The sequence below is a fragment of the Sphingobacterium bovisgrunnientis genome (assembly GCF_009829085.1).
Classification (GTDB): domain Bacteria; phylum Bacteroidota; class Bacteroidia; order Sphingobacteriales; family Sphingobacteriaceae; genus Sphingobacterium; species Sphingobacterium bovisgrunnientis.
This window is the reverse complement of the sequence record NZ_WUQY01000006.1, coordinates 91,069-104,181: the sequence shown is the minus strand read 5'-3', so window position 1 is coordinate 104,181 and position 13,113 is coordinate 91,069. Positions and strand designations below refer to the sequence as shown.

Annotated in this window: 9 protein-coding genes; 5 read left to right on the top strand and 4 right to left on the bottom strand. The window is 36.2% G+C overall.

Annotated elements, in window-relative coordinates; translation table 11 throughout:
- Positions 1-66: 66 nt before the first annotated feature.
- Complete coding sequence (locus GOQ16_RS05000; RefSeq protein WP_160068298.1) at positions 67-3,450, bottom strand: TonB-dependent receptor; 3,384 nt, start codon at positions 3,448-3,450, stop codon at positions 67-69.
- A 475-nt stretch (positions 3,451-3,925) separates the two neighbouring features.
- Between GOQ16_RS05000 and GOQ16_RS04995 the strand changes: the two genes are divergently transcribed.
- The 4 genes from GOQ16_RS04995 to GOQ16_RS04980 all read left to right on the top strand — a co-directional run bounded on the left by GOQ16_RS04995 (position 3,926) and on the right by GOQ16_RS04980 (position 10,539).
- On the top strand, positions 3,926-6,484 hold the full coding sequence (locus GOQ16_RS04995; protein ID WP_204987426.1) for a TonB-dependent receptor: 2,559 nt from the start codon (positions 3,926-3,928) through the stop codon (positions 6,482-6,484).
- Between the two features lie 146 nt (positions 6,485-6,630).
- Positions 6,631-7,668 (top strand): UDP-glucose--hexose-1-phosphate uridylyltransferase, encoded by a 1,038-nt coding sequence (locus tag GOQ16_RS04990; protein ID WP_160068297.1) that lies wholly within the window; start codon positions 6,631-6,633, stop codon positions 7,666-7,668.
- 3 nt (positions 7,669-7,671) lie between these two features.
- On the top strand, positions 7,672-8,829 hold the full coding sequence (galK, locus tag GOQ16_RS04985; RefSeq protein WP_160068296.1) for a galactokinase: 1,158 nt from the start codon (positions 7,672-7,674) through the stop codon (positions 8,827-8,829).
- 33 nt (positions 8,830-8,862) lie between these two features.
- Complete coding sequence (locus GOQ16_RS04980; RefSeq protein WP_160068295.1) at positions 8,863-10,539, top strand: sodium:solute symporter family transporter; 1,677 nt, start codon at positions 8,863-8,865, stop codon at positions 10,537-10,539.
- 62 nt (positions 10,540-10,601) lie between these two features.
- Here GOQ16_RS04980 and GOQ16_RS04975 read toward each other — a convergent pair whose 3' ends face one another.
- From GOQ16_RS04975 to GOQ16_RS04965, 3 genes are all read right to left on the bottom strand, one after another.
- Positions 10,602-11,246, bottom strand: coding sequence for an MgtC/SapB family protein (locus GOQ16_RS04975; protein WP_160068294.1), 645 nt, complete (start codon positions 11,244-11,246; stop codon positions 10,602-10,604).
- A 71-nt stretch (positions 11,247-11,317) separates the two neighbouring features.
- Positions 11,318-11,866: a DUF1543 domain-containing protein gene (locus GOQ16_RS04970; RefSeq protein ID WP_204987425.1), complete on the bottom strand. Its 549-nt coding sequence runs from the start codon at positions 11,864-11,866 to the stop codon at positions 11,318-11,320.
- Positions 11,866-12,171, bottom strand: a complete 306-nt coding sequence (locus GOQ16_RS04965) for a hypothetical protein (RefSeq protein ID WP_149914894.1) — start codon at positions 12,169-12,171, stop codon at positions 11,866-11,868. Before GOQ16_RS04965 ends, GOQ16_RS04970 begins: the two co-directional genes overlap by 1 nt.
- Before the next feature lie 91 nt (positions 12,172-12,262).
- On the opposite strand from GOQ16_RS04965, the gene mazG reads away from it, so the two are divergent.
- Positions 12,263-13,072 carry a nucleoside triphosphate pyrophosphohydrolase gene (gene mazG / locus GOQ16_RS04960; RefSeq protein WP_160068293.1) on the top strand — a complete coding sequence of 270 codons (810 nt, stop codon included), beginning with the start codon at positions 12,263-12,265 and terminating at the stop codon, positions 13,070-13,072.
- Positions 13,073-13,113 lie beyond the last annotated feature (41 nt).

The following is a 13,113-nucleotide window of genomic DNA, read 5'->3' as shown; positions in this document are numbered from 1 at the left end:
TTTATAATGTAAAAGCCCCGCAGTTCAATAATGCGGGGCTTTTTGATGATAGTCTATATTATTTTCTTATTTGAAGATATAACGTAAACCAATTTGCATTTGCCATGTAGTACTCAAGTTACTTACATTTTGGAATGGTGTTGTCTGTAATTGGTTGTTAATTACATTCATGTTAAATTCTGGAATACCGTTAGCAGGTGTATTTGCGTTATTTAAAACTGGATTACCTGAACTAACTCCTTGAATCTTTTTATTTCCAATAACCATTTGAGCATCATTCAAACGACTTTGAATACCCCAGTTCTTGTTTAATAAGTTACCGAAATTGATAACATCTAAACTTAACTGTAGTGTATTTTTCTTATTTCCAATATTCGTATATAAATCTTGTAATACACGAACATCAAATCTATTTAACCAAGGCATTAAGAATGCATTTCTTGGCAAATATTTACCAGCGTATTTATCTAAGTTATTTTCTTTCACGAAATTACCAAAAGCATCACGTTGCTGTTCAGCTGTGAAGATTACATCTCCAGCCAAATTAATACGATCAACAAATGTTAACGTACTTAAATCTTTTGGCAAATACATTAAGTCAGCATTTTGACCGTCTCTATTGATGTCCGAATAGTAAGTATAAGAGAATCTTCCTTGCGCCGCACCGTTATAATAAACACCTACAGTAGTTGCCAAGTTATTTGCGTAGCTAATTCTATAACTCAAGTTTGCAGTCACACGGTGAGGAATAGCGAAAGCAGAAGGATGAAGAATTTGATCATTTGGACCATTCACGCTAGGTGAGCCTCCCCATGCAGAAGATGCGCTTGATCCAGCATTAGCCGAAACTTCTCTAGCATCTGCGTAAGAGTAATAAATACCTCCGCTGAATCCTTGATAATTTGGTACCGTAAGTCCTAAAGTAGCACTTACAGCATGACCTTTGACAGTTGTGTTAGTCAACACAGTTGCATTATTTGCGCCAATTGCTGAATTGTATGCACTACCATTAATTCCTGAAGGATAGAACGCTCTATTATCACCTAAATCACCTTCTGAAGCACCATAATTCAAGAATGTATTTGCTGATCTACGATTAGCTCCTAATTGGAAGATTCCATTAACATCTTTTGTGTACATAAAATCACCTGTAAGAACGAATGGAGTATTCGGGATTTGATAATCACCACCTAAACTTGTTCTCCAAATCATTGGCATTTTGAAATCTCTATCAACCAATGCAAATGAAGAAGGCGCTCCGTCTTTTGGTGTTTTAATGAATACGCTTTCAGCTCCAGCTGGAACATTATTTAAATGATAGTATGGATCTGTATTGAAACGTACATTGTTAATCCAACCTGCAACATCATTATAGCTACCTGGTTCAATAGTATTTTGTAATACACCAGCATTAGTAGGCATATTAGTTAACCATACAAATGGTACACGACCCGAGAATAATCCTGTTCCACCACGCAATACCAATGAACGATCTTTGAATACATCGTAATTAAATCCTAAGCGAGGAGATAATAATATTTGAGATTTTGGCCACAATCCAGAATTGTAGTTTCTAGGATTACCATTAATGTCTAATAAGCGCAACTTATCTATAGATGGATTCGCAGTTAACTTATTCAAGTAAATTGGCAATTCTGCACGGATACCATATGTCAATGTAAAGTTATCAGCAACAGACCATCTGTCTTGAGCATATAAAGATGCTAAACCAAAATTGATTCTTGAATACGTATCTTGACCTTCATATGGATATGTCAAACCAAACATAATTGGAGCAACTTCAGCAGATGTACCTGTTTTTAAGAAATCCTCAACAGATGCATATCTGTAATACGAAGTACCCATACGTGTATACGAGTTACCAAAATTTTGAATTTCAAAAGCAGCACCAAATGTGAAGTTGTGCTTATCTGCTTGTAAGTTCAAGTTATTCGTGAATGAGTAGTTATTATTAATTACATCATTGTTGTAAGAAAACAACTCCGTACCAAAACTCATATAATTCGTACCCGTTGCTGAACCATCCCATATGTCCACAAAAGGGAACAATTGATTGCTTGGCGTACTACGTGTGTCTTGAATACGTGTATATGTAGCTAAGAATTGATTGGATAATTTAGAATTGAAGTTGGAATTTAATTCGGCTGTAATAGATCTTACAACATTTTTGAATGCGTAGTTAGCATTTTCAAAAGCGATAGAATTTTGACTTACACGGTTTACAGTACTTCTTGGGTATGGCCCAGAGTTACCGTTCGCAACTTGCATTGAGTTTCCAATAACTTGGTTGTAGCGTAATGCTAATTTGTGAATATCATTAATATTCCAGTCTAGACGAACCAAGAATTTTGTACTTCCCTCTTCCGCTTCATTCGCGTAGCCTTCGTATCTCCCTGGATCGTATCCCCATTGATTGATCAAGTGATTTTTGACAGCGTCAAGATCCGAACGTCTTGGACGTGCAATATTGTTATTTGGATCGGCAACACCATTTTCAGATGCTTTCCAAAGATTTGCTCCAGAAGCATTTGCCCCTGTCGCTTCTTCTCTTTCTGCATTTACAAACAAGAATAATTTATCCTTTACAATTGGTCCTCCCAAAGTGAAACCAAAGTTTTTCTTTGTGGCATCAATTTTCTCCAAAGTAACATCTTCGATTTTACGACCTTGTAAATTTTGATTCTGAAGGAAGTAGTATGCTGATCCTTCGATATTATTAGTACCCGATTTAGTAACGGCATTAATACCAGCTCCTGTGAAACCAGACTGCGTAACATCAAAAGGAGCAATATTTATTGTAATTTGCTCAATCGCATCCAATGAAATAGGCTGAGAATTACCTCCCGGAAGTGGGCTATTACTCAATCCGAAACCATTGTTAAAATTAGCACCATCAATCTGTAAGTTATTGAAACGTGCATCTCTACCTGCAAATGAGTTACCATTTGCTTGAGGCGTCAATTTCGTAAAATCAGTGATACTACGATTGATCTGAGGCAATTCTTGAATTTGTTTTTGACCAATACCAGTAGAAGCACCAGTTTTGTTCACATTCGTACCCCTTCTACCTGTAACAGTGATTTCATCTAATGCTGTTGCAGATTCACCAAATGTTGGATTCAAAACAAATGGCTGCCCTAATTGCAAATAAACATCTTCGAAAACCAATTGCTGTTGACCAACATAACTTACCTCAATACGGTATGGTCCTCCAACACGCATGTTTGCCAAATTGAAGCGTCCTTGTGCATTTGCAGAACTGGAATAAACTGTTCCTGAAGGTAAATGTGTTGCTTTGATAGTTGCTCCAGCGGTGAATTGACCTGAGGTCTCTGTTACAACTCCAGTAAGGCTACTGGTGGTTACTTGTGCCTCTACCACACCATAACTGGCAAGCATTAAGGCGAAAAAAAGTAAATTTTTCTTCATGGGTTTTTGTTAAGCTAATGTGTTGCAAATTTAAGACTAAGTTTTAACACATTTTAACAGTTAACATAAACTTAATATAATAATAATCCACAAATACGATTGATTTTGATAATTGTCAAAAATATATCATATTTCATTTTCAATCTATTTAAATAATGACTTAAAAATTGAATATTTCATAAAATTATTCAGAATATTTTTTTCAACAAAAATCGCACATCATAAAATATTGCATTAATATGATTTTCCACGTTACAATCATATCAGAATAGGCGCTAAAGCAGATTTGGAGTAAAAAATTGGTTTCAATTATTGTTAAAATTTTAGTTTATCTAACAATTAAATTAAAATTTGAATAAATGCAAGGCAGAGATAAATAAGTTTATATTATTAATAATTAAAAGAATTTAACATTATTTTACATCCAAAACAATTTAGTTACCTTTGCAACCAATTTACTATTTATCTATAAAAGATGAACAAAAATTCAACCCTCTTGTATGCCTCTGTGGCATTCATGCTTACCAGTAATGTTGCATTAGCCCAACAGGTAATCACTGGCAAAGTAACTGATGGCAATCAGCCTATTGCAGGCGCCACAATTGTAGTTGCAGGAAGTACACAAGGCACGTCAACCGACGCCAACGGAAACTTCACCTTAACTACCAACCAATCTAACGGCCAACTTCAAATCAAATTCATCGGCCACGAGTCTCAACAAATCAATTTCTCTTCTACAGCTCCTATCGGTACGATTGTATTGGTACCTAGTAACGAACAGTCTATTGATGAAATTGTAATCGTAGGTAGAGGTTTGATAGATATCGCTGAAGATCGCTTAACTCCTATCGCTGTATCTACAATCTCTAGACAGGTCATCGAAGAAAAAGTAGGTGGTCAAGATATTACGTCAGCATTGGTTAATACACCTTCAGTGTATGTAACTAGTCAAGCAAGAGGATTTGGTGAGTCTTCTATGACGACCCGTGGTTTCGACCAATCCAATACAGCTTTCTTACTGAATGGACAGCCGATAAATGGTATGGACAACGGACGTGTATTTTGGTCAAACTGGAATGGCTTATCTGATGTAGCATCTTTGGTTCAAATTCAACGTGGTCTTGGTTCATCCAAATTAGCTATTTCATCAGTAGGTGGTACGATTAACTTTGTGACTAAATCTACTGAAATGCAAGAAGGTGGATTTATCAAACGCACTGTAGGAAATGATATGTTGCGCAAATCGACAATCGCCTATAATACAGGTTTAATGGCAAATGGTTTTGCGGTATCGGCAATGTTCACAGACTGGAGAGGTGATGGATACATGGACAAAACAGGTGGTGCTGGTCAAAACTACTTTTTATCAGTTGGATACAAAGTAAATGACAACCACAACTTAAACTTTATGGTAACTGGTGCACCACAATGGCACAACCAAGGTTATACAGCAAGTTTGCAAAATTTCTTAGACAACGGTAGAAAATTCAACGATAATTTAGAAGTAATCAACGGTGTGGAAATGAATCCACGTAAAAACTTCTACCACAAACCTGTAGCTAACTTTAACTGGGATTGGAAAATTTCGGATAAATCAGCTTTATCAACTGTTGCATACGCATCAATGGCGCGTGGTGGTGGTCAATCCCCACGTACAGATGCTACTTCTGCTAAAGTTCCTTACTTAGCTGCAGATATGAACAATCACCAATGGTTTGGTATTGTATCAAACTACAACCGTGATTTAACAGAAAACTTAAGCTTTAACTTAGGCTTTGATTTACGTGATTACAAAGGCACACACTATAGACAAGTGACAGATTTGTTGGGTGCCCCTAGTATCACACATCAAATTAGAACGTTAGTTCCTGTTTCAAGAACAGACTATGTTACTTCAAATGAATTCACAACTAATCCATGGAAAACTTGGACAAATTCGGCGAAATCAAAAGAAGATCGTTTAGCATGGGAATATGATCAAACTATCCGTTACGGTGGTTTATTCGGTCAAATGGAATATGCGAAAGACGGATTCACAGCATTCGTACAAGGATCTATCTCACAACAACAAAATATTCGCGAGGATTTTTACCAATACGAAGTCGGACAGCAAAAGTCCAAAACTGTTAACAACTTTGGTTACAATGCAAAAGGTGGATTAAGCTATACATTAGCTGGACATACCTTATTTGGTAATGCAGGGTATTACTCACGTCAGCCATACCAAAATAACATCTTCATGAACTATGCGAATGACATAAATCCATATGCATTCAATGAAGAGATTTTAGGTCTTGAATTGGGTTACAAATTTGCATCCACTTATTTTGATGTAAATCTAAATGCTTACCGTACTACATGGGCTAACCGTGTAACTGGTAGTTCATTTATTGCTGCGCAAAAAGATATCACAGATAACAACTACGACCCTACTTTAATCGCTGTAGGTGATTTGATTTACCAAACTAACTACGGTGTGAAACAAGATCATCAAGGTTTAGAATTGGATTTTGCAGCTCGTCTTTTCACAGGATTCACTTTGAAAGGTTTTGCTTCAGTAGGTGAATGGATCTACGATGGTAATGCAACGACTATTGCAAGAAATGAAGACCGTCAAGTATTAGGTACTTCAGATAGAAACCTAACAGGTGTAAAAGTAGGCGATGCTGCACAAACTGCCATAGGTGGTGGATTCAGATATTCTATTATCAAAGATTTATCAATAGATGCAGATTACAGATTCTACGATAGATTATATGGTGCTCTTCCTACGAATGGTTTACAGACTTTGAGATTACCTTCTTACGATATCGTTGATGCAGGTATTTCGTACAAAGTTACTATTAGCCCTAAAAATACAATGAGCTTCCGTGTAAACGTAAACAACTTATTTGATGAATTTTACATTTCAGAAGCAACATCATATAGAACTGCAGGCGCAAATGATACAGTTTGGAAAGGTGTTAACACATCAAACTACGTATTAATGGGCTGGGGACGTACATGGTCTGGTTCTGTCAAATTTACATTCTAAGAAATATCACACACTAGATATTTATCTCCGTTAGGGGCTTCTAATTCAGTTTAGAAGCCCTTTTTATTTTTTGTGCAAATAATTTTAATTAATTCTTAAAAGAAAAACTTTTTTTGCTAAATTGCCCCCCCAATAAACTTGATCACATGTTAGACCTTAATCAACCTCACCACCGCATTAATATATTGACGGGTGAAAAAGTATTAGTTTCGCCTCATAGGAATAACAGACCTTGGCAAGGAAAAGTGGAAGATGTCGCTACCGATGACAGACCACAATACGACCCAACCTGTTACTTGTGTCCTTCCAATAAAAGAGCAGATGGCACCGAAAATCCGGACTATAAGGATACTTATGTATTTACGAACGACTTTTCAGCGATACTTCAAAATACGCCTGAAGGCAATTTCAATAATTCGGATTTATTACAAGCGACAGCAGAGCGCGGTATTTGTAAGGTAATCACCTTCTCCCCTAGACATGATTTGACGTTGCCCGAAATGGATGTTCCCTCTATCCTAAAAGTGGTAGATCTTTGGCAAAAAGAATTCAATGAATTATCTCAAAATGATTGGATAAAATATATTCAAATCTTTGAAAATAAAGGAGCGATAATGGGATGTAGCAATCCGCATCCTCATGGTCAAATTTGGTCGCAAAGTTCTTTGCCTAATGAAATACTAGTAGAAACAGCCAAACAAAAAGAATATTTTGATAAAAATGGTGTGTCACTATTAAAAGCCTATTTGGATTTAGAATTAAGCTTGAACGAAAGAATAATTGTAGACAATGCACATTTTGTGGCATTAGTACCTTATTGGGCAACTTGGCCATTTGAAACAATTATTATAAGCAAAAGACACGTTCAAAATATTGGTCAATTCTCAGCGGAAGAAAAAGAAGATTTAGCAAAAACATTGCAGGAATTGACGATTCGATACGATAATATATTCAGCACTTCATTCCCATATTCGGGAGGAATGCATCAAGCTCCCATAAACGATGGCGATCATGCAGAATGGCATTGGCACATGCACTTTTACCCTCCACTATTGCGATCAGCATCCGTAAAAAAATTCATGGTAGGTTACGAGATGTTAGGTGGACCGCAGCGTGATATCACTCCTGAAACTGCAGCTGAAATTATTAAAAAACAAAGTACAGTACATTATAAACAAGCATAATATATGAGTCTAGTGAATCAAGTTAAAGACACTTTCATACGTGTCTTTAACAGCGAACCGCAAATTGTTGTGAAGTCGCCTGGGAGAATAAATGTTATTGGTGAACACACGGATTACAACAATGGCTTTGTGCTTCCAGCAGCTATCGATAAGGGTGTATACATTGGTATTTCTTCCCGTAATGATAACAATATCGAGTTGTATTCTGTTGATTACAATGGAAAATATAACACCGATACGACGACACTAACATTTGGCCCTGAATTGTGGACAAATTACATTTTAGGTGTTACACGCATTTTAAAACAAAAATTTGAGGGGATTAAAGGGTACAATTTAGTTGTTGTAGGAGATGTTCCTCTAGGTTCAGGACTTTCATCATCTGCTGCACTGACATGTGCGACGTCATTTGCGCTAAGCAAATTATTCGATTTGAATTTAAGTAAGTTAGATATAGCAAAGGTAGGTCAGCAAACAGAACATGAGGCTGTGGGTGTACGTTGCGGAATCATGGATCAATTCGCTTCCGTGTTTGGTCAAGACAATAGCTTAATCAAATTGGATTGTCGTAGCCTAGAATACGAGTATATCCCTATTGAATTAAACGGTTATGAGATTTTATTATTGAATACCAATGTAAAACATTCTCTAGCATCCTCTGCCTACAACAAAAGACGTGAAGCATGTGAAGCGGCTGTAGCATTAGTAAAAGAAAAATATCCTCAAGTGGAATCTTTACGAGATGTTTCGATAGCACAATTGGACGAATTAGTGAAAGATGTATCTGCTGAATATTACCAAAAATCAAAATTTGTAGTTGAGGAAAATGAACGTTTGTTAAAAGCAACAGAAGCTTTAAAAGCAAACAACATAAATTCTTTAGGACAATTACTATATGATGCACACTGGGCATTGAGTAAAGAATACGAAGTGAGTTGTGATGAACTTGATTTCTTAGTATCGACAGTTGCTACATATCCTGAAGTTGCTGGCGCACGTATGATGGGTGGTGGTTTTGGCGGTTGTACGATCAATGTTATCAAGGAAGGAAAATCAAAAGATATAATTGATAAATTAAGTAACTTGTATTTTAATAAATTTAATTTAAATTTAACCCCGATTAAAGTGTCTATTTCAAATGGAACACACGAAATCCTTTAATCACCTAAACATTTTAATAACCAATTAAGTATTATGCAAATTCAAGATTACATTGTTTTTTTCGTCTACTTTATCATAGTAGCGGGATATGGCTTATATATTTACTATAAGAAAAAATCCGCTGTACAAGATTCAAAAGACTATTTTTTGGCAGAAGGCTCATTGACATGGTGGGCTATTGGAGCCTCACTTATTGCGTCCAATATCTCTGCGGAGCAATTCATTGGGATGAGTGGGTCTGGTTTCAAGATCGGTCTCGCAATTGCAGCGTATGAGTGGATGGCAGCTATTACTCTTATTGTGGTAGCCATATTCTTTATGCCTGTCTATCTCAAAAATAAGATTTTCACCATGCCACAGTTCCTTCATCAGCGGTACAACAGTACGGTAGCTATGATTATGGCTGTATTCTGGTTGATGTTATATATCGTTGTGAATTTAATGTCTATTTTATTCTTGGGTGCTGTAGCTATTGCAGGTATTTCAGGATTAGATATTAATGTTTGTATTATCTTGTTATCCGTTTTTGCTGTTGTAATCACATTAGGTGGTATGAAAGTAATTGGATATACGGATGTGATTCAGGTAGTCGTACTTGTTATTGGTGGATTTGTAGCCACGTACATCGCATTAGATATTATATCTGAAGGTCAAGGCTTCCTCTCTGGATTGACCAAATTAAAAGGTGGAGCTTCTGAGCACTTTGATATGATCTTTACGAAAGATAAAGAAGGTTATATGGATTTACCGGGTATCAGTGTGTTAATTGGCGGTCTTTGGATTGCGAACTTGAGCTACTGGGGCTGTAACCAATATATCACGCAACGCGCCCTAGGTGCATCATTGGATACAGCACGTAACGGATTGTTATTTGCAGCATTCTTAAAAATGTTAATGCCTTTAATCGTTGTTATTCCAGGTATTGCAGTATATTATATCATTAAGAATGACATGAGTGCGATTAATCCGGATTTGTTATTGACAGGAAGTGGCGTTCAGGATCCAAACAAAGCATACTCTGCTCTATTGACATTATTACCTACAGGTCTTAAAGGTCTTTCATTTGCAGCTTTGACAGCAGCAATTGTAGCATCACTAGCAGGTAAAGCTAATAGTATAGCAACAATCTTCACACTAGATATTTATCAAAAGGCAATCAACAAAAATGCAAGTGAGAGCAAATTGGTGAATGTAGGTAAGATAGCGGTAATGGTATCTATGTTATTGGGTACGTTATTAGCTTTATTAGTTGGTAACTCATTAATGGGAGAAGGAAAACAAGGTTTCCATTACATTCAAGAGTACACAGGATTTGTATCCCCAGGTATCTTTGCGATGTTTATTTTAGGGTTCTTCTGGAAGAAAACGACTTCAAATGCAGCTTTATTTGCAACGATTGGAGGTTTCGTATTCTCAGTAATATTAAAGTTCTCAGGACAATTGATGGATTTAGAATTCCTTTCGGCAATAAACTTCGCAATTCCGAATGCTGGTGGCGTCTATGAAATTCCTTTTATGGATAGAATGACCTTAGTATTTGCATTCTGTGTGATTGGTATGGTAATCATCAGTTTATACGAAAATGCAAAAGGTGTTGTACCTAATGGACTAGAAATTGACACCAAAATGTTTAGAATGTCTCCTACTTTCTTAGTATTATCATTACTAATTATTGGAGCAACTGCTGCATTGTATATTGTTTTCTGGTAAGAATATCTATTATTCAAGGTATAAAAAATGCGCTCGAAATATTTGAGCGCTTTTTCTATTTTTTACATATTGCTAAAGGCATATACATATTCTAATTGAATGATGGACTCATTCAGTGCACGAACAACTTTTCGCTTGCCTGAAACTTCAAAAATAACCTCTAATCTGTTCTCGTCTTTTTCCATTCCTTTCCTTATTGCATCTACTTGATGTGTTTCCAAAAATTGTTCGAATGCACGTAAATGCGAAATAGAATTATCCTTGAATGTTATATGCAACGTACGTGTTAAAAATACACGAGCCAACAATTCCTCTATTTTTTGGAAAAGTGATAAAATAATTACCATTACAACAGCAAGGCACACGCCCAATGTGTAGTCACCAAATCCTACCAACATTCCAATTGCCGCCATTGTCCAGATTACAGCCGCTGTTGTTAACCCCTGCACCGAGAATTTCCCTTGGTAAATAACACCAGCACCAAGGAAACCAATTCCTGTTACTATATTTGCTGCGATTCGGTCATCCGAAATATCACCTTGCTTGGATGCTAAAGTAAATATAGTAGCACCAAAACAAATTAAGATAACAGTTCGAAAACCCGCTGACTTGTTTCTGTACTCTCTTTCTAAACCTACTATAGCGCCACAGCCTATAGATACTAAAATAGCTTGAAAACTTTCATTTTCAAGGAAAAATTCCAACATATTTGTCCTTTTTAATTATCTATCAAATAAACAGAATAATTTAGACATTAAATATATTACCAATAGAAATTTTAATTCCATTCACTCAATTTAATGTATCCTATGACTAGGTCATCTTCTTTGTTTGGAGCATGAGATTCTACAATATGCAAACTGTATTTATCCTTGATATGAATTGGCAATATATCACTCACTAAATAAATATCATCCACGTCGATACCGTATTTATTATCAACATGTGGCTCGGAATAATGTTTATGAAAAGTATTTTCCGTAGCTGTTGCAATTGCTTCTTCTATTGACTTAGCTATTACTAATTGTTTGTAATGATATTCTTCCATATCATTGGGTTTATACCCACCTAAATTCAGAAAATAAAGATTCAGCTCATTTTGCTTATCCCCATTTCCCCTATCAACGATTTTAATTTCATAATTTCCTACCCGACTCACAGCACGATAAGAATCAATATGTAGATTTTCTCCAGCCTCTGGCCAAAAGTCGTACATGGACTGTTTTAGACTCAAAAGATCAGCACCAACATTAAAAAACACATCGTGTTGCTCGATATAACGGTTAGGAAGATTACATCCTAATAGTACCATGTACAGATTCATCATTAAGTTTGAGATTTTGATTTTATCTCTAAGTTAATGATGATTTCTCTTTTTTTACCTTCGACCATAGAAAGATCGCCAACTACAAAAACTCCCTTTTCATCAGTGCGCTGATTGCGCAAGCCATATACTGTAGACTCGTCGCTCGGATTTGTTATACCTTCATAACGATACAAGTAATCAATAACATAATCTTCGGCACTGAAGAAAAGCTTATCAAAATCAATATTAAAATCATGCGTGTAACCCAATCCATGCAATTCATTCAATGCTGCGGCAGTAGACAAGTAGTCATATTTAGTTTCCATATTTTTCATTTTTTGTTACTGATATAACAGCCAAGCATATGTTTGTGTTTAGAATAACTGCATTTATCGTAAATTTGCACAAAACAACATTATGGCACATCAAGCTCCCGAAACTCAACACACGCCTTCCCTAGCATTCCAACGATTAGTTAGCATCATGAATACTTTACGTCTTGAATGTCCTTGGGACAAAAAACAGACTATGGAAAGTCTTCGTCACCTAACTATTGAAGAGATGTACGAATTAGCGGATGCAATATTGGAAAAGGATTTGGACGAAGTCAAAAATGAGCTAGGTGACTTGTTGATGCACCTTGTTTTCTATGCGAAGATAGCGGAAGAACAACAGGCTTTTGATATTACTGACGCCCTGAATGCAGTTTGTGATAAATTGATCACACGTCATCCCCATATCTATGCGGATACTCAAGTCAATGATGATGAAGACGTAAAAGCCAATTGGGAACAAATAAAATTAAAGGAAGGTAAAAAATCAGTCTTAGCTGGTGTTCCCAAAACTCTACCTGCCTTGGTAAAAGCTTACCGCATTCAAGATAAAGTACGTGGGGTTGGTTTTGACTGGGAGGACAAAACGGAGGTTTGGAAAAAAGTCGAAGAGGAATTACAAGAATTCAAAACCGAATATAATATTGTAGAAAATCAACATATAGATCTCGAAAAAGCAGAACAAGAATTTGGCGATTTGCTATTTGCGTTAACAAATTACGCAAGACACATTGGTATCAACCCCGAGAATGCTTTGGAACGCACGAATAAAAAATTTATCCGTCGATTTACTTATTTGGAAGAGCAAGCTGCTGCGCAAGATTTGAAATTACAAGATATGACGTTGAAAGAGATGGATGTATTTTGGAATGAAGCTAAATCCAAAGGTTTATAAACGCAATACATTTACTGCAATACAAAGGTTGGACATTAATC